This window comes from Leptolyngbya sp. FACHB-1624, assembly GCF_047649235.1.
GTDB lineage: Bacteria > Cyanobacteriota > Cyanobacteriia > Leptolyngbyales > Leptolyngbyaceae > Leptolyngbya > Leptolyngbya boryana.
This window is the reverse complement of the sequence record NZ_CP180258.1, coordinates 1071399-1094457: the sequence shown is the minus strand read 5'-3', so window position 1 is coordinate 1094457 and position 23059 is coordinate 1071399. Positions and strand designations below refer to the sequence as shown.

15 protein-coding genes are annotated in these 23059 nt (G+C 47.3%); 4 read left to right on the top strand and 11 right to left on the bottom strand.

Annotation, left to right across the window (positions count from 1 at the left end):
• Window positions 1-33 precede the first annotated feature (33 nt).
• From ACMUEV_RS04965 to ACMUEV_RS04945, 5 genes are all read right to left on the bottom strand, one after another.
• Entirely contained in the window at window positions 34-2061 is a 2028-nt protein-coding gene (locus tag ACMUEV_RS04965) for a response regulator (RefSeq protein ID WP_190653435.1), read from the bottom strand.
• A 63-nt stretch (window positions 2062-2124) separates the two neighbouring features.
• The gene (locus ACMUEV_RS04960; RefSeq protein ID WP_190653436.1) at window positions 2125-3309 is read right to left on the bottom strand and encodes a sensor histidine kinase; all 1185 of its coding nucleotides are present in this window, start codon (window positions 3307-3309) and stop codon (window positions 2125-2127) included.
• Between the two features lie 98 nt (window positions 3310-3407).
• Window positions 3408-4688, bottom strand: coding sequence for a cytosine permease (gene codB / locus ACMUEV_RS04955; RefSeq protein WP_190653437.1), 1281 nt, complete (start codon window positions 4686-4688; stop codon window positions 3408-3410).
• 181 nt (window positions 4689-4869) lie between these two features.
• Window positions 4870-8418: an AAA-like domain-containing protein gene (locus tag ACMUEV_RS04950; RefSeq protein ID WP_190653438.1), complete on the bottom strand. Its 3549-nt coding sequence runs from the start codon at window positions 8416-8418 to the stop codon at window positions 4870-4872.
• Entirely contained in the window at window positions 8415-9788 is a 1374-nt protein-coding gene (locus ACMUEV_RS04945; protein WP_199329726.1) for an AAA-like domain-containing protein, read from the bottom strand. The genes ACMUEV_RS04950 and ACMUEV_RS04945 overlap by 4 nt, the downstream gene beginning before the upstream one ends.
• A 937-nt stretch (window positions 9789-10725) precedes the next feature.
• Between ACMUEV_RS04945 and ACMUEV_RS04940 the strand changes: the two genes are divergently transcribed.
• On the top strand, window positions 10726-12462 hold the full coding sequence (locus tag ACMUEV_RS04940) for an EAL domain-containing response regulator (protein WP_190653439.1): 1737 nt from the start codon (window positions 10726-10728) through the stop codon (window positions 12460-12462).
• Between the two features lie 51 nt (window positions 12463-12513).
• On the opposite strand, the gene ACMUEV_RS04935 is transcribed toward ACMUEV_RS04940, so the two are convergent.
• Window positions 12514-13641, bottom strand: a complete 1128-nt coding sequence (locus ACMUEV_RS04935; protein ID WP_190653440.1) for an AI-2E family transporter — start codon at window positions 13639-13641, stop codon at window positions 12514-12516.
• A 108-nt stretch (window positions 13642-13749) separates the two neighbouring features.
• Between ACMUEV_RS04935 and ACMUEV_RS04930 the strand changes: the two genes are divergently transcribed.
• Entirely contained in the window at window positions 13750-14121 is a 372-nt protein-coding gene (locus ACMUEV_RS04930) for a hypothetical protein (protein WP_017290385.1), read from the top strand.
• 37 nt (window positions 14122-14158) lie between these two features.
• Here the strand turns inward: ACMUEV_RS04930 and map are convergent, their stop codons facing one another.
• From map to psb32, 3 genes are all read right to left on the bottom strand, one after another.
• The gene (gene map, locus ACMUEV_RS04925) at window positions 14159-14920 is read right to left on the bottom strand and encodes a type I methionyl aminopeptidase (RefSeq protein WP_190653441.1); all 762 of its coding nucleotides are present in this window, start codon (window positions 14918-14920) and stop codon (window positions 14159-14161) included.
• Between the two features lie 54 nt (window positions 14921-14974).
• Window positions 14975-15376 carry an acyl-CoA thioesterase gene (locus ACMUEV_RS04920; protein WP_190653442.1) on the bottom strand — a complete coding sequence of 134 codons (402 nt, stop codon included), beginning with the start codon at window positions 15374-15376 and terminating at the stop codon, window positions 14975-14977.
• A 216-nt stretch (window positions 15377-15592) separates the two neighbouring features.
• Window positions 15593-16231: a photosystem II repair protein Psb32 gene (gene psb32 / locus ACMUEV_RS04915; protein ID WP_263970837.1), complete on the bottom strand. Its 639-nt coding sequence runs from the start codon at window positions 16229-16231 to the stop codon at window positions 15593-15595.
• 173 nt (window positions 16232-16404) lie between these two features.
• On the opposite strand from psb32, the gene ACMUEV_RS04910 reads away from it, so the two are divergent.
• Together ACMUEV_RS04910 and ACMUEV_RS04905 are read left to right on the top strand one after the other, a co-directional pair.
• Window positions 16405-16842 (top strand): peroxiredoxin, encoded by a 438-nt coding sequence (locus ACMUEV_RS04910; RefSeq protein ID WP_190653443.1) that lies wholly within the window; start codon window positions 16405-16407, stop codon window positions 16840-16842.
• Between the two features lie 171 nt (window positions 16843-17013).
• Entirely contained in the window at window positions 17014-18636 is a 1623-nt protein-coding gene (locus ACMUEV_RS04905) for a C39 family peptidase (RefSeq protein ID WP_190653444.1), read from the top strand.
• An 82-nt stretch (window positions 18637-18718) separates the two neighbouring features.
• Here the strand turns inward: ACMUEV_RS04905 and ACMUEV_RS04900 are convergent, their stop codons facing one another.
• Window positions 18719-20605 carry an ABC-F family ATP-binding cassette domain-containing protein gene (locus ACMUEV_RS04900; protein WP_190653445.1) on the bottom strand — a complete coding sequence of 629 codons (1887 nt, stop codon included), beginning with the start codon at window positions 20603-20605 and terminating at the stop codon, window positions 18719-18721.
• 245 nt (window positions 20606-20850) lie between these two features.
• Window positions 20851-22815 (bottom strand): ABC1 kinase family protein, encoded by a 1965-nt coding sequence (locus ACMUEV_RS04895; RefSeq protein WP_017290393.1) that lies wholly within the window; start codon window positions 22813-22815, stop codon window positions 20851-20853.
• Window positions 22816-23059 lie beyond the last annotated feature (244 nt).

Sequence of the window (23059 nt, the reverse complement as noted above, 5' to 3'; positions counted from 1 at the left end):
CACAAATTAAACCAATCTGAGGATTTTAAGGCTTTATTCGGCGCGAATGGGTAAGCTCAAGGTCAAAGTTGTACTTCCGAATTGCTGGTCTAACTCGATTTTGGCATTTAGCTCGATCGCGAATCTTCTCAGCAACGCCAACCGCAAACTCGAAACATTCTGCTGGCGTTGAGAGACACCCTCCTCGGCTTGGCAGCTTGCCGACAGATGCAGTGCGGTTTCAGTTGCGGAAGTCTGCAGTTGGATCACTAATGCAGGATTGGCATGATGTAAGTGCGCCAACATCTGCGACAAGATTTTCTCCAACGTCGGTAAGTGAACCCAAATATTCGGAAGCATTTCTGAAGCGGGAACAAGCTGCACGGCAATTCCCGTTTGGCTGGCAAACCGATCGAGCACGATCGCGAGCCAATTTTGCAAATGAATCTCACTCATCGGCAGAGTATTGTTCGTAGCAGATGCAGTTTGAAACACCAGCAAATCGGTCACGAGATTATAACTTTCATGCCATTCTTGCTGGAGAATTTTCAAGTACTGTTCGAGTCGCTGATGCTGAGGATTGGGATTTTCTAGATTTTGCCCTTGTTCGACCATGCGCTGCATCAACTCGATCGCCATCCGCATATTCGTCAAAGGAGTGCGCAACTCGTGAGAAAGCGCCTCGATAAAGTCATCTTGCAGCGTTTTTAAATGCTCTAATTCCCGCACTTTTGCTTGGGCGGTTCGAGTTTGCTGTTCGGTTTGATACGCTTGGACAACTTGAGTAACAATCTCTCCGATCAAATCAGCTTTGTAATCTGTCCACAAAGTTCCTTCGGGTAAAACGAGTCCAATCTCGCCGATCGCAGTTGGTTTACCTTGAATCGGGCAGACGATCAAAGGATTCGCAGTGGCATAAATTGGAGGAATCACTTCAAGCGGTGGGCAAATCCAGCATTGCTGTCTGAACAGTTGCAAGTAAAACGCAGGAAATTCTGCAATCTCGATCGTCTCTTGCAGCCGTGAGCGCACATCGGTCTCTTGCAGATTAAATTCGCCAATGATCGTTGCCACAGTTGCGGCAGAATCGTAGAACGCGATCCAACCTCGCTCGGCTTTGAGAATGGTAACCACTTCTTGCAGCATCCATTGCAGAAAATCGCTGCGCTCTGTGCGACACTGCTCCAGAAGATGCCGTCGCAATCGATCTGCCGCGATCGAGAAATGCAGTTGCTCCGTGCGAGATTTTAACTGCTGTGTCAGCAAACTCTGGGTTGCTTCTAAAATCTGCCGCTGGGCATCAAGTTTCGATTCGCGTTGGCGACGATCGCTCATATCTTGAAACACCATAACGCCACCGATAATCGCTCCATCTCGATCCCGAATCGGGGAGGCACTATCGCCAACGGGTCGTTCCGTTCCATCTCGCGATCGTAAAGCAGCACGACTCGGTAAGGTGATCGTATCACCCCGACACAGCGCTGCCAAAATCGGATTGTCGATCGCTTCACCTGTCTCTTCATGCACTAAGTTTAAAACACGACCTGCAAATTCCCCCAGGGCTTGTTCTTGTGTCCATCCTGTAAAAAATTCCGCCGCAGGATTCATAAAGGTGATAAATCCATCGACATCGGTCGCAATCGTTGCATCTCCGATACTGACTAAAGTTGTAGCATACCAGCGCTGAGTTGCTTTGATTGCCGCTTCCAAGCGATACCGCTGTAAAGCAACCTGAATCGCTAAATGTAGATCTGCGTCTTTGAAGGGCTTGACGAGATATCCAAAAGGAGAAGTCTTCATCGCATATCCGAGCGTCTGTTCATCAGAATGTGCGGTCAGAAAGACAACAGGAACATTCAGTTTCAGATAGAGTTCTTCGGCAGCGTATACCCCATCATTTTTTCCTTGTAAACAGATGTCCATTAACACCAGATCTGGGTGATGGGATCTGGCAATATCGATCGCTTGGCGAGCAGTTGTAGCGATCGCAATGACTTCATGACCCAAGCTCTGCAACGCTTCTTGCACATGCCAAGCCACTACGCTTTCATCTTCCACAACGAGAATTCTTGCTGCTTTCAATGTTCCACTCGCTCACTAAATTCCCATCATTGTAGGCTGTGGCGCATTTATTTCAGCAAATATTTAAGCCGCATTAAATTCTACTTTAAATCGGGTTTTCTGAGCATTTTCAACGCTAAGTTGTCCATTAATTTGATTGACAAGAGCATTCACAAGTCGCAGACCCATTGAACGAATTTTTTGCAGTTGGAAACTTTCAGGTAGATTATTTCCGCTATTTTCTACCATTAGAAAAACTTGAGAAGAATGGGTTTCGAGTTTGACCGCCACCTCTCCGGTTTCCTCACCATTAAACCCATGCTTTAAGGCATTCGTCATCAGTTCATTCAGAATTAAACCGCAAGGAATCGCTTTTTCTAAGCTGACGATCACATCAGGATCGACTTGAACGATGAGATGAATTTCTTCAGGCTGCGTCCGGTAAGCATTAAATAGGCTCGATGTCAGGGTTTGCACATATTCAGAAAGATTAACTCGCGCAAAATCTTGAGACCGATACAAACTATCATGCACTAACGCCATTGAGCTAATTCGACTTTGGCTATCTTCAAAGATTTGTCGTACTTCTGGATCTTCGATGCGCTGTGCCTGCAAGTAAATCAAGCTGGAGATAATTTGAAGATTATTTTTGACCCGATGATGAATTTCTTTGAGTAGCGCTTCTTTCTCTCGTAGAGAGAGTTTGATTTGTTCTTCTGCTAATTTTTGTGCAGTAATATCTTCGATCGTTCCAAGATGTCCCTGTACGGTTCCGGCATCTGAAAAAGTGGGGGTGGTGCGAACCGAGAGCCAACACGTTTCTTTTTGTGGCGTGATCACTCTAAACTGATTTGTGTAGGGAATGCCCTTGGAAATTGCCTCTGTCCAAGCCAAGAGAACGCGATCGCAATCTTCAGGATGCAGAAAATCGCACCAGCCTTCTCCTAGCTTTTCTTCTAGCATGTAGCCGATCATTTCTTGGCAACGGGGATTGATGTAGGTACATCGTCCTTGCGCATCCGTGCTAAAGATGCCAAAAGGCAGACAAGTACTCAGGGTTGACCATTGTTCTTCAATGGTTCGCGAGATGTCTAGCGCGACAGGATTCGGCTCAACCAATGTATCCAACTGCGTCAAAATCTTGGTCAGCGATCGCTCAATCAACGGCTGATTTGCGTTGGAAACTGTATCTAAATAGTGCTGAAATTCTTGAATCTGTTGCTTGAAAGCTTGCACACGAGCTTCCAATTCAAGACCATGAGCCGCCATCTCGTCTAGTCCTACGTGAAGTCCAAAGTCTACAGCAAACTTTATCAATAATTTATTGCGTTTTCTGAAAAAGTTTTCGACTTTGGAATTCACTCAGGTTATACATGCATCGAGTTCGGAAGAATACGGCTCAGAATCACATAAAGAATTGCTGCTGAAATCACACCATTGATCGGTGCAACGCCCACTCCGGCTAAACCTGAGAAGTATGCGATCGCAGATGCAACGATGTAAGCAATGATGCCTGCCCAGTTAAAAGCTGGCAGTTGAGTATCGAGCGACGGAAATCTGCTACCTCGACACAACCAGTAGTCTGCCATGATAATGCCGCCCACCGGAGGAATGACGGTTCCCAGAAAGAGCAGAAATGGAATTATTTTTCCGTAGATACCCCCTAATGCTAGGGCTAAAGCAAGAGTTGAGCCACCGAGAACAAACGCCGTGCGCTTTGAGGTGCGAAAAAAGTTACTTCCAGCAATCGAGAAGGCATAAATCGTGTTGTCTTGCGTTGTCCAAACATTCAGAATCAGCAAGACTAAGCCCCCAAGCAGTAGCCCTTGTTTTGCCATCGCTTCAATTAAGTCGTTTGTGCCATAGACTAAGGTGCAGAATGCGCCTGTAAAGATGAGGAGTCCATTGATAAAGAAAAATGCAGCCCATGTACTCCAAACTGCATTCTTCGTTGAATCTGCGAATCGGCTCCAGTTTGTTGCTTGGGTTCCACCTGAGATAAACGTGGCGATCACAATTGCGATCGCTTCATTCATCCCGAGCGACTTTGTGGGAGCTAGCGCAAATAAATCACCTGCATCCCGGAATCCCAGAGTCAAACTGAGCGCAATCAGCATCAACATCGCTGGCACTGCTAAGCGGCTCAGCCAATCCATTGCCGTATAGCCCATATACGCTGTGATACAGAAGGCATAGGTAAAAAAGATAATCCCTAGCCATTCCCAAGTCGGAGGTAAGTTCAGGAGTTTGAGTAATGCCTGTGCAATAAAGGCATTCGTCACTGCATACCAACCAATTTGAGTAAAGCCGAGGATGAAATCGACCCACCGTGACCCAATTGCTCCAAAGCTAAATCTCGCCATTAAGACGGTACTCAGACCACTTTTTGATGCAATATATGCCAATGCAGCACAATATGCACCCAGTACTGCATTCCCAATCAGCATGACCCAGATCATGTCTGCAAAGCGCAGAGAAGATCCTAATGTTCCTCCCGCCAGCAAAGTCGTTGAAGTGAGGGCGAATCCCATTAACAAGGGTGCTAGCGACCAGAGAGGTTTACGATCGCTCATGGGAACAGCAGCAAGCGGATAGTCCTGGCTTGCCTGAGTGCGATCGGCAACCTGTGATTCACCAAGAAGACTCATAGGAAAATTGCCTAGTAATTGATGCTGCTATTGTTCAATTGTTTTATGTTTTGGATAGTATTCTGGACTACGCTTAGCAAATTGAGGAGTGGGGGATTGGAACAGTAAGCTGTAGGATGCCATTGATCTCAAGTCTGGTTCTGCTGATTCCCATGACCTCAATGGAATGAACTAGAGGATGCTAGAACCTAGATTTGTTCGGCTCGATCGTCCAACACAGCGATCGATCACTTTCCGAAAGTGCAGAGTTCGTTGCCAAATACTCTTGTACCCAGCGACAAGCCGCAATCTCAGGATCAGTCTGTAACACTTGATTGAGATTCCACAAAATCACCGTATTATCGTTACTTGCAGACGCTAACAAGCCGCCATCCGGATGAAACGCAACACTCCGAACCCCCTCAGTATGAGCGCTTAATGTCGCAATTAGAGCACCCTCTACCTTCCAAAGCCGCACGGTTTTATCCAGACTGGCAGAAGCAATAATCTTGCCATCGGGATTGAAAGCAAGACCGAGCACATTATCCTGATGCCCTTCTAAAGTCCGAATCAACGTTCCATCAAATCGCCACAGCTTAATGGTGCGATCGCTACTTCCTGTCGCAATCAGCGAATCCGAAAACGCGATCGCGCTAATATCCCCCTCATGCCCGACTAAGGTCGATCGCAATCTTCCACTCTTGACTTGCCACAACTTGACCGTTCCCTCAGCACCCGCTGTGGCAACCATCTGCTGATCGCGACTAAATGCCACCTTTTGAATCGGAGCTTCGTGAGCCTTCAACGATCGCACCAACTTGCCATTCTTCTGCCAAATTCGCAGGTGCTTATCCTGTCCCCCTGCCGCGATCAAATCCCCTTTTGGACTATAAGCAATACTCTGAATCCCCTCTGCCGACGGTGTTAAAAGCGGCGCGCTCACTGTGCGATCCAAGCGCCAACGCTGCAAGGAGCCGCTTAAACCAGCCGATAGCACCTCTTCTCCATTCGGACTAAATTTCGCATCATATTTCCAGGCAAAATTCCGCACCAACTCTCGGATCAAACTGCCCCCCGGTGACCAAAGTTTAATCGATCGATCCTTACTCGCCGTCACAAGTTGCTGCCCATCGGGGCTAAATTCAACTTGATTCACATCGCTGGTATGCCCCTCTAACCGAGTCAGCAATCCATTGGCAATTCGCCAAAGCCGAGCCGTTTTATCGGCACTCCCTGTCAGGATCGAATCTCCATTCGGGCGGAATGCCACACTCCAAATCGTCTGCTCATGTCCCCGTAATGTTCTGAGCAAAATGCCATCGCGCCGCCACAATTTCAGAGCTTTATCAAATCCGACCGTCGCGATCGTTTGCCCATCTGGACTCCAAGCCAAACTCGTCAACCCATCACTCTGCGTCTGAATGGTGCGAATCAATTTTCCGTCTCGTGTCCAGATTCGCATCGTATCGTCGAGGCTAACAGAGGCGAATTCTTCACCCTCTGGACTAAACGCAATGCTCAGCACTGGATCGCGATGTCCAGTCAGAGTTTTCAGTAATACCCCGTCTCTTGTCCAAAGTTTAATCGTTTGGTCATTACTCGCCGTGACAAGCCTTTCTCCATCTTGGCTGAACGCAACCGCATTCACGCCACTCTGATGCCCCATCAGCGTGCGAATCAAGGCTCCAGATCGTGTCCAGAGTTTAACCGTATGATCGGCACTTGCTGTCGCTAACACTGAACTATCTGGACTAAAAGCGACGCTTTGCACACTGCCATGATGCCCGAGCAATCGATCGACTTGCCACCCATCATGGCTCCATAATCGCACGGCATTGTCTGCGCTCCCCGTTGCAATCAGCTTGCCATCAGGGCTAAACGTCGCCGCTATAATGCCGCCTCTATGTCCTTTTAAGGTTGCCACTGGCGCACCATCGGTATGCCAAAGTCGGATCGTTTGATCCTCAGAACAGGTCGCAAAAAAATCTCCATCGGGACTAAAAGCGACACAGCGAACGCTGCCCGTATGAGCAGAAAATCGGTTCGACTCTGCGGCTGTATAAACGGCTTGTCGCAACACGCGATCGACTTCTCTGAGGGTAGTTTGATCCTGTAAGTTCAGAGCGTTGACTTTCTCACGCGCCCGCAATGCGACGACCATTGCATCTAACCCTTTGCCCATCATATAGAGCAGTTCGGCGTTACTGGTCAGGGTATTCACTTCGTTGCGCGAGGCTCTGCGATATTGCAAAAAAGCAACCGTTCCGAGCATCAATGAAGTCAAAAGTCCAGCGCTCAGGAGTGCGAGCAGTCGTCGCTGGAGTCGTGTGTTACGGTGTTCGAGCTGTAGACGGGCAGCGATCTCTTGAGCGCGATCGACTTCGAGACTGCGCCGCAACCGTTCTTCCTGAAAGGCTTGGCTCGCGGTCAGAAAACGATAATCTTCATCACTTAAACGCTTTCCGGTTGACCATTCTTTGGCATCAATCAAGGCTTGTCCATGCAACAACCGCGATGTATCAAGATACATGGATTGCTTCCACTGATTCAAAGCTTCTGAATAAGGACGCAGTTTGGCGAACTGACGGTCGATCCAGTTTGAATTAAAGACTGCCTCGTAAATTGGATTTTTGATGCGTAAATATCCATCTACTTTTTCTACTAATCCAGACAGCGTGAGGGCAATTTGCTCAGAACGATGATCGATCGCAATGCCTTGATGCCGCTGCTGAAACAGGGGATAGTCTTCCGTGTGGGGGATTTTTGGAGACTGTAAGATTTGCTGATATAGCTCAAGCAATCGCCCGGTTTGATCTTCGTTGCTCAAGAGGCGATCGCGAATCGTTCTTAAATGCTCAGGGCGATCCTGCGCTTCCCAATTCTCGATCACGCGCAGATGAAACAAATGCTCTAACGTGAGTTCTGAAATGTGGATCGGCTGAGCCACTTCGATCGCAAATGGATCGTGGTCTGTGACCTCTCGGACGACTAAATCGCACAGCTTTTGAGTCAGAAAAGGCTGTCCCCCCGTCCAGTTCAGAATATGTCGCAACACGGATTCTGGATTTTTTGCAACCCGGCTCAGTCCATCCAGCAATGGCGTTGCTTCTGCAAATTGAAACCCACTTAACTCGATCGCGCGCCCAATATTAAACGGTGTACGTTGTTTATTACTGATCAAATCTGCGGGGGTCGTCACTCCTAAGAGCGCAAAACTTAAGCGATTAAAAGCGGGCTTTTCCGATCGCTGGTCATAGCACGCCCGAATCAAGGCAAAAAAATCATCTGCCGGAAACTTCAGTGCCAGCACACTGTCGATCTCATCAATAAAAATCACAATGTTCTGCTGTACTTGCTTCAGTAACACCTCTTCAAACAAGAGTTCCAGCCGATTGACAAATGTGAGATGTGCTCGATCGCGCCACCACTGACCAAACTGAATCTGCAAATTAAAACTGCTGACAATCGAAGCCGCGATCGAGGCATACCACTGTTCAGCACTCACCTGCTGCACTCCGATTCCGGTCATGTCAACCGTACAGCACGCGACCCCTGCTTCTCGCAGTCGCTGCATTGATCGCACCCGCAGACTCGATTTGCCCATCTGTCGAGAATTGAACACATAGCAGAACTCTCCTGCTAAGAGCGCTTCATATAAGTCTTGGTCGGCTTGCCGTTGCACATAGCAGGCTGAATCTGGAGGCAAACTGCCCCCGACTTGATAGCGCAAATTGAGAAGTTGAAGAGTCACGTTGTCGTGAGTGCTTGCTGAAAGTACGTCCGATACAGTTGGCAACTGGGCTGGATCATCGGGTCTTTGATCTTGACCAATCCCTTACTCTGCAATTTAAATGCCAGAATCGGCTCCAATTCAACCGCACTATCTGCCAAAACGATGCGCTTAAAGGCTGACATTAACTCTGGATACTTTTGTAAATCCCACAGTAAATTGCGCAGATGATTGGCATAAACGCCATCGCTCGTCGCAGCAGATTCGAGCAGTTCGTTAAGGCTGACAACCTGAGTACTGAGATGATGCAGTCCGACTTGTACCAGATAAGGATTGCCCCCAGTCAGGTTTAAGAGCGCTGCGGCGGTTTCTTCTGCCTGCTCGATTCCATAGCGTTGAGCTAAATCAATCACATTTTCAAGCGTTAAGGTTGGAAGTTCGATCGCTAAACCGGCATTGAATGGAGATTGATTCAAGTTGAGCGGCACATAAACTTCGGTCGAATGCACCAGTACTAATCGCAGTTTCTGCCAAAGCTCGCTTTTCGCATCGCCGTAGCGCGATTTTTCATACCAAGCCCGTAACATCCCAAAGAAATCGGTGGCAATTTCTGGATGGTCAAACACCGCATCTACTTCATCGAGAGCCAGCACGATCGGGGCATTAATTTCTGCTAGCACGTAACTTTCAAAATAGTTCGTGCAGTTGTAGCTGTTCCCAAACAGATCATCCCAGTAGCGATCGAGCTGATTCGGCAGTCCCAAATTCTGCGTGACGATCGCACAAAACCACTGCAAAAACCGCTTCAAGTCCTGGAAAACCGACGCATCTGCCAACTGTAAACTCGTAATCGTGGTGAGAAACTGCTGTTGCTCTCTCAATTGAGTCAGTGTTCTTGCCGTTAGAGAAGTCTTCCCCATCTGCCGCGGGGCGCGAATCCGAACCAGTGCTCCAGGTTTGAGCAAAGACTCGTAGCAAATATTCTCGATCGGCGGACGATAGACGTAAAATGGCGAATCGACGGGAAGCTGTCCACTCAGTAGAATATGCTGGCGGTTACTGAGCGTTGCAGTTTCCGAATCCGTGTAGTCATCCGGCGTGAGCAACAAGTCAAACGCCCGAAAATAGTTTTCTAAAGTTTGTTGATCGACTGCCACTTTGCGGCTGCGAACCCGTGCTAGTGTATTCGGACTCAGCGCAGTGCGTTCACTCAGGTCTTGCAGAGTGTAAGACTTGCCAAAATTATCTTGAGTGACGGATCTCTGCTCAGCAGCTTGAAGGCGCTGCCAGCCTCGGGTGCTGAGGATAATTCCTCGTTTTCGCTTCACGGGAGGTCGAGGGGGCTGAGAGTGTGACATGGAGAACAACTGTGACATAGAGACAGAAACCATCAAGTGAGTCCTATTAGCGTAACTGTTGAGTCAACTTGACGCTTTGAGATCAATTTGCGATTGATTAGACTCAGCATTATACGCTAACTGATTTTAATTGCAGCAGTTTATCCGTAAGACTTCGGAGGAGTTGATGGCTTAAACTCGCAGCTAATTTGTGAAACTGATGCGACTCTTGTCTCAAGAGTGAGAGATTGCGACATTTTACAGCGTGATTCTGCGGTAAATCCGGTCTCAGTTGAAATTCGTAACGAATCCGTAGAATTTCGCATTTAAATCTCTAAACTTCAAGATATTCTCGCAATCAATCGCTGTCTCAGAGAAAATCACGAATTGTGTGTTTTAAAAGGGATTAAAGGCTCGATTGGCAATTTCTAAGGACTTGACTGAGTTCTATGACCATACAGGATCATCTGAAGATTAAATTGGTTGCTTAAGTTGTGATCTTTAGTAGCCAATTATGGATTTCAGGGGCAAACTAATCCAGTAGTCTCTAGCAAGCTCTATTTCAGTGGTTTCATCAGCAACCCAGCGATGAACTAGATGTGCAGAATCGGAAATATTTCTGAGCAAAAGTCAAATTTGCGCTTTAATTCTGCTATAGAAAGAGACAAAAGAGTGACAACCTTCCTGAATTTCGGCGTAAATAAGTTCTATGTTACAGGATGCAAAAAGCGTGAATACAGTATCGATCAGGACTGCCGTATATCAGGTGGAGCAATGGTGTCAACTATATCCTCTTGGAGATTACAGAATAGATTAGATTAACAGCTCTGTACTCAGTAGGTATTGCCTTTCATTCAATTCTTGTGGAACGGTTCAGTACTCAATTGTATGATTGCCTACCATTTTAATCTCTTCTTTTAATTTCTTTTTAAGAAAGTCGCTGCGATGGACTTTCCTTGCCCTTTGATGATTCGCTAGGCTGCTCTGACCCATGAAGACCATTTTGATAATTGAAGACGATGAGTTGATTCGGAACAATCTGCTAGAGATTTTAGAGTTCGAGGGATTTCGAGCGATCGAAGCAGAAAATGGTCGAATCGGGGTACAAAAAGCTCGTGCTTACCATCCCGATTTAGTGCTTTGTGATGTCTGTATGCCGGAGTTAGATGGCTATGGCGTGCTTGAAGAGCTTCGCTCAAATGTCCAAACTGCGACGATGCCCGTGATTTTTCTCACCGCCAAGAGTGATAAAAGTGATGTGCGGCAAGGTATGAATTCAGGCGCAGATGATTATCTCATCAAGCCTTGCTCGGTCAGTGAATTGCTGGGAGCAATTTCATCCCGATTAAAGAAACAGGCTGTTCTCATCGAACGCTACACAGAGCAGCAACAGCAGGCGACAGCGGCAATTCGGCGGGGAGCGATGTTAGATCCACTGACGCATCTACCGACCCGTGGATTGTTATATCAGCACTTGCATCATTTAATGGCTTCATTTGCGCAGTTTCCGTCTTCACGGGGAATTGCAATTCTTTGCTTAAATTTGCAGCGATTTCACTTGATTAATTCTGGGTTCGGGCATATTGCGGGCGATATTGTGTTGCAGATGGTCGCAAATCGGCTGAGTAAAGTCGTACAGGCGAATGGATTTTTAGCTCGACTGAATGGAGACCAGTTTGGGATTGTCCTGAAAGATGTGGCACAAGAGGAGCTAGGTGAGTTTGCTCAACTGTTGCTCGATCGCGTGACACTGCCCTGCATGATTGATGGACATGAGATTCGATTTCACGCCAATGTCGGCATGACTTGGACGGATCAGCCGCAGGGGACACCGCAGGATCTACTGACGCAGGCTGAAACCGCGCAGCATTGGTGTCAGCAGCCTGGGCTGAATCGCTATCGCCTCTATGATGCCGAGTTGGATGCGTTAGAGGTCGAGCGGCGCTTAATCGAGATGGATTTGACCAAAGCGATCGAACGGGCAGAGTTCCAGGTTCATTATCAGCCGCAAGTCGATCTGCAAACGGGGCGAGTTGTCGGCATGGAATCGCTGGTGCGGTGGCACAATCCGGTGCGGGGGGTTGTTTCTCCTGCCAAATTTATTCCGATCGCGGAAGAGTTGGGGTTAATTGTGCCGTTGGGCGAGTGGATTTTGACAACAGCATGTCAGCATGCGAAGCGTTGGCAAATTCTGTGTATGCAGCCGTTGCGTGTCTCTGTGAATCTGTCGATGCGGCAGTTTCAGCAGCCGAATTTACCGCAGAGAGTTGAAGCAATTTTGGCAGAGACGGGACTTGATCCGAAGCTATTGACGTTGGAGTTGACCGAGAGCTGCGTGATGCACGATGTCGAAGCAACAATCTTGACGTTAAAAGCGTTGAAAAAGCTCGGAATTGAGATTTCGATCGATGATTTTGGTACAGGATATTCGTCGTTGAATCATCTGTATCAACTGCCGATCGATGCTTTAAAGATCGATCGCAGTTTCGTCAAACAGATTCGCGTCAGCGCCGGTGCGATCGCAATTTCCGATGCCATTATCAGCATGGCAAAAGGCTTAAAGCTGCATATCGTCGCTGAAGGCATTGAAGACAAGGAACAGCTCGCATTTTTCCGTAAACGGGGCTGTGATGCGATTCAAGGCTTTCTGTACAGCCCACCCATTTCAGCGATTGAAATGGAGGCGTTGCTCCTGTCCGATCGCCGTCTTCATTTTGCGAGCGCTTGAGGCACAAATCCTCGATCTGTGCCTTTGTTCTGACCTCAAGTCGGTTCGACTTCAAGGCTCAGAGGTCTGACCTGCAGGAATTTCTGCGAGTTGGATATCACTCGACATAATAATTGCCGAATGCGGCGATCGCAAAGAGACCAAAATGCTTTTAATCACGACTGCAATGGGGACAGCGACAACCACTCCTAGCAGTCCTCCGACGCGTGCGCCCATCAGGATCGAAATAAACACCCAGACCGGATTTAAGCCTGTAAAGCTACCCAAAATTCTTGGCATAATCAGATTTTCAATAATCTGCTGCACAATTAAAGATGCAATCAACACTTCAACGCCTAAGCCAATATCGCGCAGCGCGACTAGGAGTGACACGATCGCAATTCCTACCGATCCACCAAATGGAATCAGTGCCATTGTTCCAATGGACAATCCAAACAGCAATCCGAATGGAACACGCAACGTCAGAAAGATGACTGTCAACACAAAGCCCATCGACGTCGAAGAAATCAACTGGCTAAAAAAGAAATTCTGAAAACTCAGCCGTAAGGTATCGCTAAACGGATCGCGAATCTGATGCGGCAGCCATTCCACCAAACTTTGCCAAAGTCGATCGCTGTGTTGAAGTAAATAAAACGTCAGCACCAACGTCAGCAGTAAATCTAGAAGGCTCGTCACCGTAATCACTGCCAGTCCTAAAATGTCACCCGCCAATCGTTGGAGTTGATTTTTTAGGGGTGCAGTAATTTGATCGGCTAAAACGTCCAAGCTAATTGGAAATCCAGCTTTTTCGATCTGATCGTTGAGCAGAATCAATTGTCGCTGACCGGAGTCGATCCAGTCAGGCAACCGGGTCACTAACTGTTGCGCTTGTTGTAGGGCGAGCGGAACAAGCGTGACGCCGATCGCGAGTAAGACCGAGATCGTAAACAGAAAGACGATAATTGCCGCTCGTCCTCGTGTAGTTCCATGCTGCTGCATATAACTGACGGGATAGTTCAGTAAAAACGTCAGCAAAGACGCACCCACAATGATCGCTAACAGCGAATGGAAATATCCAAAAATCGAGGAAATTGCCCAGGCATTGAGAACGAGTAAGGGAGCAAACGACGCGAATGCGATCGCTTTTGACACGGGGGACAACGCATCCCACCAAATCCACAGCTTATTGCGATGAAGCATGATGCATCAATGAACAACAGTTAAATCACGAGACGATTTTGGGCAGTCTCTAGTTATTATTATCGCGTTTTGATTCGTGGTACATCTTCCTTCCCTGTGATTTAACCGATGAAAGAATTTGATGATCTCCAACTTGACGAGATTGAACCGGATGCAATTCGGCACGTGCGGCTATTTTTCTACCTTGTTCCGATTTTTGGATTTTTTCCAGCAGTTTGGACGCTTTATCGTCACGCCGGAAGTCGGCAAGAACGCGCCTTGAGTCGATTTGTGATCAAAATGGCGATGGGCTGGCTGCTGCTCTATGGTTTGCTCGGAGCCAGTGCCATCAATGCAGACTCGATTCCCCTACCGTTGCTGCTGACTGCTAGTTTTATGACTTCAGGCTATTTCGGCTTGAATGTGTTGCTCATGGTACGGCTATGGCAGCGTAAGGTGATTGCTCTACCTCTGCTTGGAAAGGTTGGTCGCTTACTGTGACATTCCCAACCCTTTCCATTCTCGCGGGAAGAATCACCTAAGCCTGCGTCAAAATTTCGTAGCCTGTGCTAGTAACGGCGATCGTATGTTCACATTGCGCTGACAGCTTGCGATCCTTCGTCAAAGCTGTCCACTTGTCGGACATCACCTCAACTTCCCAAGTGCCCTCATTGATCATCGGCTCGATCGTAAACACCATTCCCGGTCTTAACTTTTTCCCAGTTCCCCGCTTCCCATAGTGAGGAATCTGCGGTGCGGTATGGAAAATATGGCTAATACCGTGCCCGACAAAATCTTGCACAACTGAGAATCCTTGCGATTCTGCATACTCTTGAATCGCCGCTCCAATGTCGCCAATTCTTGCCCCAGGTTTCACTTCATCCATGCCTAACTGGCGGCACTTGTCGGTGACTTCAACCAACCGACGCGCCAAAGGAGAAGGTTCACCCACGAAATACATTTTCGACGTGTCTCCGTGATACCCATCCACAATCAGCGTGACATCGATATTAATAATGTCGCCGTCCTTCAAAATCTGCTTGGCATTGGGAATCCCATGACAAACGACTTCGTTCACACTCGTGCAAATCGATTTTGGAAATCCGTTATATCCCAGGGGCGCACTTTTTGCGCCATGTGCCTGTGTCCATCGTTCTGCCTCGTCATTGAGTTCGAGGGTACTCACCCCAGGCTTAACAAACGGCTCTAAATGGTGTAATAACTGCGCTGCAAGCTTCCCAGCCCGACGCATTTTCTCAATTTCGCGACTCGAAAGGAGGGTAATAACTTCTTGTTCCATGTCTGTGAAGAGTGTGGCTAAGCGTTTCCGATTGTAGACGTTTTTCGGAGGCTCTTACCGAAAGCGATCGACCCAACACTGCAATTGTTCCGAAAGTTCGATTCGGGTTCTCGTCTTGGTCGCAATACAAACGTGCCGCGTCAAAGCATTCCCAACCGACTTTGAATCCTGCATCAACTGATATCGGATCTCAAATTCACTCGGTTTTAGCAGGTGAGGAGTTAATTCAATCGTAATGAGATCCCCACAAAACATCGGACTAAAAAAATCGACTTCAGCATGAACAATCGGCACGGCAATGTCTTGCCCAGAAAAGAACGATCGCACTGAAATCCCGCTGGCAGCTAATGATGCCTCGTAAGCCTCATGGCAAAGCGTCAACACATTCGCAAAGTAGACGACTCCGGCTGCATCAGTTTCGGAGAAATGAATGGTTCGATCGTAAGTAAATCCCATAAAGGCTGCATTGTAAAAGAGAAAATCAACTCAGACGGGAATTTCTATACGGTCTGAATTCCATCCAAAATCAAACGGTAGTCTGTTTTACTCGCCTAGAAGACCCTTGAGCGTCTGTAATGAACGTTGGGAATGGGTATGAACTGCTAGGGAAATAAGAACCACAATTATGTCCCTTGTTTTTCCTAATCTCCCCACTCCCTACTCCCCACTCTCCTACCGCACATACCAGTAATAGGTCGCCATCGGAATAATCGTTGCTGCAATCAACAATCCAATCACCCAGGGAACCGCATTACTTTGCGCTGTTTCTTCGCGCGATGCAAACGTGCCTTCTGTCTTCACGTTATCTACGATTTCTGGAGGACCTGGATCAGGCTCACCAGATAACACTGCCACTAAACGATCGCTCACATCCAAAAATGCCTGATTATAGCGATCGCCCTTTTGCAGAGGAGCCTGCATTGTTTCCTGAGCCACGCTTTTCGCAACTTCATCCGACATCAAGGCTTTTACCTCTTCGCCGGTTGCGATCGCAGAATTATTCGTCAAACTGTCTAAAACCACGATCGTCTGAGTTGCACCCGCTTCAGGCGTAGGAAACCACTGTTGGAACAGCTTGGTCGTAAAACTCTCGATCGTCTCGTCATAATCGAGGCGGCGAATCGTCACAAAATGGACTTCTTGACCTGTTTTATCTGCCAGATCATTCAGGGTATCCGTCAGCTTGCCTTCATTAAAACGGCTAATAATGTCCCCTAAATCGACCACTCGTGTCTCCTCAGAGACTGGCGGCACTTCATACAAACTGGTAGCGTAGGCAGGAGCCGCAGATAGCGAGGTGAATAAAACCATTGCTAGCAGCAACCCTCTCAAAAAAGAATGGAGGAGCTTTTTCATAATTGCGATTTTTTGGTTTTCTCTCAAAATACACTGCCTCTGAGAGCGATCTTCAATTCAAATTAAATCGCAGAACTAAAGAGATTACAATTTGTGAAGCAAATTAATTTTGTTCAGGAGTCAGACTCATGCCGTTAAATGTAGGCGATACCGCCCCCGATTTCACTGTCAAAGATACGAACGGCAATACCGTGAAACTCTCAGATTATGCGGGTCAAACGGTTGTGATGTATTTCTATCCGAAAGACGATACCCCAGGCTGCACCAAAGAAGCGTGCAGTTTCCGCGATAATTACGCACAGTACACCAGCAAGGGGATTCCCGTGTTTGGAGTGAGCATGGACGATGAAGTCTCTCACCAGCGCTTTACAGAGAAATTCAGCTTGCCGTTCCCTTTATTGGCAGATACCGATGGGGCAATTACCAAGGCGTATGATGTCGATGGCGGCGGCTACTCGAAGCGCGTGACTTACGTGATTGGGTCAGATGGCAAGATTGCTCAGGTGTTTACGACGATTCAGACGGATACGCATGCGACGGATATTTTGCAGGCGATAGGGGCTTAGGGAGAGTGGGGAGTGAAGTGCTTGCTCCCCATGCTCCTATTCCCTCATTCCACCAATTTTAAGAAGAATCTGACGATCGAAAGATTTATCGATGGTCAGATTTTTTTCGCTTTCAAAAAGCATGAGTATATTAAGAGGCGAACTGGTCGGAACTAATTCAGGGATATCCACATGACTGACAGCACGATCGCGACAGAATCGCTTACATCCGGGGGCGGCAGTGCACCTCCAACTTATGCCGGACCACAAGAAGTTTTAGTGAATAAACCTGTTGTGCTTAAAGGCAGTTATGATGCCCGGCGCATCCGGCGTATCACCGTCATGGCAGAGGATAAATTCAATTTAGGCGTGACGCTGAATAATGGAACTTGGCAAGTTTCGATGCCGAGGGGATTTTCAACACCAGGCGCACGCTGGTTGAGGCTAAAAGGTTTCGATGGTAATAATAAACTGGTTGAAAATCGAGTGTTTTACATTACCGTTAGTCGCGATCCGCTGACGGTTGGACAAGCTTTGACTGTGAAAGTGCTTCGAGATACGTTTTTCAAAGTCTCGACCGATGATTCGTCCCGGTTGAACAATCAGCAGAAAATTTTAGTCAAAGCGGGACAGACTTACACGGTCAATCGCTATGGATTTATTGATGGACATTTGAAGTTAGATCTAGCCAGTGCGATCGCACCGATCGGCAATTTCGGTTATTTCTATGAAGATCATGTCCAACTGAGCAAGGGATCGCAGATTTTCAGATTTTCGCTCGATGATGTCCCAGATATTCCCTTGGCTGCGCAGCTTTTAATTCGTCAAACAACCTTCTTAAAAACTTCTGCGGCTGATTCGTCGGCGTTAGCTGCGAATCAGAGAACCCAGGTGCTAGAAGGTCAAGTGTTCCAAATCATAGGCTATGCGTTTACGCAGGGACATTTCAGAGTGACGTTGAAAGATCCGATTCCAGGGTTTGGCAATCGAGGGTTTATCTTCTGGCAATATGCTCAGATCAAACGCAACGGAAAGGAAATTCCTTATGATTCGAGTTCTCTGACAGTGACAGCCTTGCGCGATACCATCATCAAGAAACGTCCTGTCGAGTCGTCACAACTTCAACCCGATGAGAGAGCGACCTTCAATGCGAATCAGTTCTACAGTGTCTCGAGCTACATGATCGAGGGTGGGCACATCAAAGTTTCGCTGAATGAGGAGCTTCCAGGATTTGGCAATACAGGCTATCTGTTTCCAGACTTTGTGCGAATGAGTCGCGGTAATCGATCGTTTAACCCGATCCCTGGATCAGTAGAGTTAAATGTGCCGTACTTTTCACAGCGAGACAATCCGCGTTTCTATTGGTCTACTTGTAATGTCACCTCGATCGCGATGTGCATGTACTATCTGGGAACTCGTGCGCGCTGGGGGAGCCAGCTAGAAGATGAGCTTTTGCAATGGTGCTTTAACAAAGACGGACAAGGGTCGCAGATCAATCACAATACGCTGACGAATTTGATTAATGCCTATGGATATGACGGGATCTTTAGTACGAGATGGACATTCCGAGACATTAGGGAAGAATTGATCAATGGTCGCCCCGTTGTCTTATGTGGAATGTTCACGTCCTACGGTCATATTGTGACTGTCATTGGGTACACACCCGATGGATTCATTGTGAATGATCCTTGGGGTGATGCTTTGACAGGTTACTCGAATACTGAGGGGCGTAAGTTACTTTATCCCTATGGCTACACGAATCGAGTGTGTGGCCCTGATGGAGAAGTTTGGGCGCATTTTATTCGACGGAGATAGGAGAAGACTCAGGATCATGAGTTCAACTTGCCCGACAATTTCCGGTTGATTAGCAAAATCTAGATGAATTGAATTCTTGATCCTAAGCTTCAATCTCTGAGAGTTCCATCCAGCGAATCGTTGCTGTTTCAATCTGCTCGTCGAGTTCAGCGAGTCGCTCAGAAAGTTTCTGAACTTCACTGAATCCGGCGGGTGGATTGTGATAGAGCTTTTGCTCGATCGTGGATTTCTCCTCTTCCATCTGCGGAATTTGCGTCTCTAAAGCTTCTAGTTCGCGCTTCTCTTTGAAAGAAAGCTTACGCGGCTTGTTTGAAGCGGGCTTTGGCTCGGATTTCTTCTCGACTTGTGGTTTCTCGACTGTGACTTCTTCGTTTTTTTTGAAATCCAAGTACACAGAATAATTGCCGGGATATTCTCGAACGGTTCCACCGGATTCGAGCGCGAAAATCTTATCCACGGTGCGATCGAGAAAATAGCGATCGTGCGAAACCACAATCACACAGCCGTTGAAATCTTCTAAGTATTCTTCTAAAACGCCTAACGTCTGCACATCTAAATCATTCGTCGGCTCGTCCAGAATCAAAACATTCGGCGCACTCATTAAAACGCGCAGTAAGAATAAACGCCGTCTTTCTCCACCGGAGAGCTTATTAATCGGCGCATATTGTTGATTCGGTGAGAAAAGAAACCGCTCCAACATTTGAGACGCAGTAATCACTTCACCGTCTGCCGTTTTGACTAACTCGGCTACGTCTTTGAGATATTCGATCACCCGCTGATTTTCATTAACGAGCAGATCATCCGAATGTTGATCGAAGTACCCGAAATGAATCGTGCTGCCCGTCTCGATCGTGCCTGAATCGGGTTCGAGCCTGCCTGTAATCAAATTCAGTAAAGTCGATTTCCCCGCGCCATTTCCGCCAATAATGCCAACGCGATCTTCTGGGTTGAAATTGTAGGTGAACTCTTTGATCAGAGTACGATCGCCGAATCCCTTGGTTACTTTTTCGAGTTCAACTACTTTCTTGCCGATTCTTCGTCCTGCGGTTGAAATCTGCACTTTAGTTTGAACTTGCTTAAACTCAGTTTCTTGCATCTCATGGACGCGATCGATTCGAGCTTTTTGCTTGGTACTGCGTGCTTTTGCTCCTCGTTTGAGCCATTCTAATTCTCGGCGCAATACCCCTTGATGCTTGCGTTGTGAACTTGCTTCAGACGCTTCTTGTGCTGCTTTTTTCTCTAAATAGTACGAGTAATTGCCGCTATAGCTGAAGAGATCGCCGCGATCGAGTTCGATAATTCGATTCGTCACTTGATCGAGAAAATAGCGATCGTGAGTCACAAGCAACAATGCACCACGATAGCGACTGAGATAGCTTTGTAACCACTCGATCGACAAAGCATCTAAATGGTTCGTCGGCTCGTCCATGAGTAAGACATCAGGTTCCGCAAGCAATGCAGTTGCTAATGCGACCCGCTTACGATATCCACCGGAAAGCTTTTCAATCTTGGCTTCTAAATCTTGAATGCCTAGCTTAGACAGAACGATCTTCGCTTTTGTCTCGAGTTCCCAAGCATTGATTGCATCCATTTTTTGCGTGACCTGAGACAATCGCGCCATCACTGCATCTTGATTGCCATGCGCTAATTGTTCAGAGAGATGCTCATATTCTTTCACCAATGCCATCTGCTCGCCGCTGTCGGCAAACACTTGTTCTAAAACGGTGCGTTCTGGATCGAGGTCGGGTTGCTGCGGTAAATAAATCATCCGACTGCCAGAACTGGTGGTCAGTTGACCACTATCGATCGATTCCATTCCAGCGACCATCTTCAGCAAAGTCGATTTGCCTGATCCATTGGTTCCGATCAAACCGACCTTTTCACCAGCTTCTAGGGTGAAATTCGCATCTCGAACAATTTCTTTGATGCCGAAGTCTTTTTTAACGGATCTGAGCGCGAGTACGGGCATAGGGGGTTTGATCTAGGACTGAAGTTTGATTCTAACCTCCGGAAGCCAAAAACTCTGCTGCGCTCAGCATGAATTCTGCAAAGGCGACGGGGTGAGCACCTCTCGCTTAGCGGTTGAAACAGCAGCTATACAGACAAAACCCGCCTCCGCAAGTTCAAGAGATTTTGAGTGCTCTTAGTCTGCAACGACGGGCTTTGTTTACATTGCCGCGAATTCCATTCGCAAGGCGCAGAAAGTATCTGGATTTAATTCATGGCTCGAACAGCGGCTCTTTCATCTTTGAGCAAAACTTCTCGAATCAATCGGGCTGCCATTCGCTGCGTGAAATCTCCGACAATTTGCTGCCCCATTTTCTGAGTTTCCGGTTTTGTTAACAAGCGCGGAATCAAAGCCAGCATCTTAGTTTGATCAAAACCACGGCTCTGTCTCAAAATTTCCCAGACTTTTTTGAGGTGGTCTAAAGTAGCTTGATTCTCAGGCGCTAAAGCAGGACGTTCTACGGCTAAGCCAACTCGCTCGCGGAAACCATACGTTAAATTCTGCCAAGCCGCTTGAGACAGCGAATCTAAACTCTTGACGATTTCATTGACTAAATTGACGCGGATAAATTCACCACGATCGCTAAACAAAAATTCCGTCGCTTGATCCAATGCCTGATCCAAGTTGTAATCAGAATTGTCTTTGGCGTTTTTCAGCAAATTCTCTAAGCGATTCCAGCGGAAGCTGCCATCTTTGAACAACAAGTCGCGCAAAGATGCCCGCAATTCTGGAGCTGGATCGGTGAGTAATCGCTTAGAAACATAAGGATAAGCCTTACTCAGCACCTTGAAGTCGGGATCAACGTTGATGGCAATCCCTTCTAAGGTGACCAGAGATCGAATAATCAAGGCAAAGAAGGCAGGCACTTGAAACGGATATTCGTACATCAATGCCGATAATTTATCCGTAATACTCTTGATATTAATTTCAGCAACGGAAGCACCTAATGCTTCGTTAAACACTTCTGCAAATGCTGGAATGATCGGCGTGAGATCCATCGTCGGCGATAGAAATCCTAGATTCACGTAATCGTTGGCTAACCCTTCAAAATCGCGATTGACTAAATGCACGATCGCTTCAATTAATCCATATCGCTGATAGGGTTCTACCTGGCTCATCATGCCGAAGTCCAGATAAGCTAAGCGTCCATCCGGCATCGCTAGCAAATTCCCTGGATGAGGATCAGCGTGAAAGAATCCGTGCTCTAGAAGCTGTCTGAGTGAACATTGCACCCCAACATCGATGAGGTGCGTTGCATCGATTCCTTGTTCACGAATCGCTTCTAGCTGAGTCAATTTTGTCCCTGTGATCCACTCCATCGTGAGTACGCGCCGCCCGGTGTACTCCCAATAGATCTTAGGCACATAGATTTCAGGCAGATGTCCATAAAGTTCTTCAAACCGTTCAGCGTTGTGACCTTCTTGGGTGTAGTCCATCTCCTCGAAGATGCGGGTCGCTAGCTCATCAGCGATCGCGACTAAATTACTCCGTATACGCTTAATATTCTTCATCGCCCATGCTGACAAGCGGCGCAGGATAAACATATCCAAGGCAATACTTTGCGCCAACCCGGGACGCTGAACCTTGACTGCAACCGTTTCTCCCGTTTTCAGCTTGCCTTTGTAAACCTGACCCAAAGACGCAGCCGCGATCGGCATCGGGCTAAGTTCTGCATAAATCTGATCAGGAGTTTTGCCTAATTCTTCTTGAATAAATTGAAAGGCGACTTCATTCGGAAATGGTGGCAACTGATCCTGAAGCTTTGTTAATTCTTCTAAATAAATCGGGGGCACCAGATCGGGTCGTGTCGAAAGCGCTTGACCGATTTTGATAAAGGCAGGACCCAGTTTGGTCAACATCTCTCGCAGATGTACTGCCTGTTGTTCCTGATGTGCCACACTTTGGCCCGTGATGCGATCCCACCATAACCGAGTCGCAAAAAATAAAAAGGGCAAGAAAATTCCAGCCGTCCGTTGCCAAACCTTGAGCGTGCGAGTTCGGTAATAGGCTGCGATTAAATCTGGGTCATATCGCAAAGTTGTCATATCCGCCTGATTTGGGATCAGCGCGAGTTCTGACGTAATCATGCCGTTCTCTGTCCGAATAAACGGCAGAGCATCCGGGATCTGAGCTTCAGTAGAGATTGCGGGGCGTGTGGGAGTTCCATTCATCGATCGGCACCGGATACGGCAATGTAAACTATTGTAACAAGAAGCTTTGCGAGAGTTAATATTCTCAGTAAATCATCTTGTTCCAAGGATTGGGAGAAGTTTGATCGCCAGATTACCGTATCAAAACAGCAGAGAAATCCCGAAAAAGGGCGAGACCTTGAATTTTCTGCCTCATTCTCTTGACGCTTCATCAGAACGGATTTACTATTATCGAGATCAAATCTCTCTTGTACTCCTAGCCGTC

Bases quoted from the DNA above. Each gene is read 5' to 3' on its own strand.
- ACMUEV_RS04960 (WP_190653436.1), bottom strand. From the start codon at position 3,309: ATGGCGGCTCATGGTCTTGAATTGGAAGCTCGTGTGCAAGCTTTCAAG.
- codB (WP_190653437.1), bottom strand. From the start codon at position 4,688: ATGAGTCTTCTTGGTGAATCACAGGTTGCCGATCGCACTCAGGCAAGC.
- ACMUEV_RS04945 (WP_199329726.1), bottom strand. From the start codon at position 9,788: ATGGTTTCTGTCTCTATGTCACAGTTGTTCTCCATGTCACACTCTCAG.
- ACMUEV_RS04940 (WP_190653439.1), top strand. From the start codon at position 10,726: ATGAAGACCATTTTGATAATTGAAGACGATGAGTTGATTCGGAACAAT.
- ACMUEV_RS04935 (WP_190653440.1), bottom strand. From the start codon at position 13,641: ATGCTTCATCGCAATAAGCTGTGGATTTGGTGGGATGCGTTGTCCCCC.
- ACMUEV_RS04930 (WP_017290385.1), top strand. From the start codon at position 13,750: ATGAAAGAATTTGATGATCTCCAACTTGACGAGATTGAACCGGATGCA.
- map (WP_190653441.1), bottom strand. From the start codon at position 14,920: ATGGAACAAGAAGTTATTACCCTCCTTTCGAGTCGCGAAATTGAGAAA.
- ACMUEV_RS04920 (WP_190653442.1), bottom strand. From the start codon at position 15,376: ATGGGATTTACTTACGATCGAACCATTCATTTCTCCGAAACTGATGCA.
- psb32 (WP_263970837.1), bottom strand. From the start codon at position 16,231: ATGGTTTTATTCACCTCGCTATCTGCGGCTCCTGCCTACGCTACCAGT.
- ACMUEV_RS04910 (WP_190653443.1), top strand. From the start codon at position 16,405: ATGCCGTTAAATGTAGGCGATACCGCCCCCGATTTCACTGTCAAAGAT.
- ACMUEV_RS04905 (WP_190653444.1), top strand. From the start codon at position 17,014: ATGACTGACAGCACGATCGCGACAGAATCGCTTACATCCGGGGGCGGC.
- ACMUEV_RS04900 (WP_190653445.1), bottom strand. From the start codon at position 20,605: ATGCCCGTACTCGCGCTCAGATCCGTTAAAAAAGACTTCGGCATCAAA.
- ACMUEV_RS04895 (WP_017290393.1), bottom strand. From the start codon at position 22,815: ATGAATGGAACTCCCACACGCCCCGCAATCTCTACTGAAGCTCAGATC.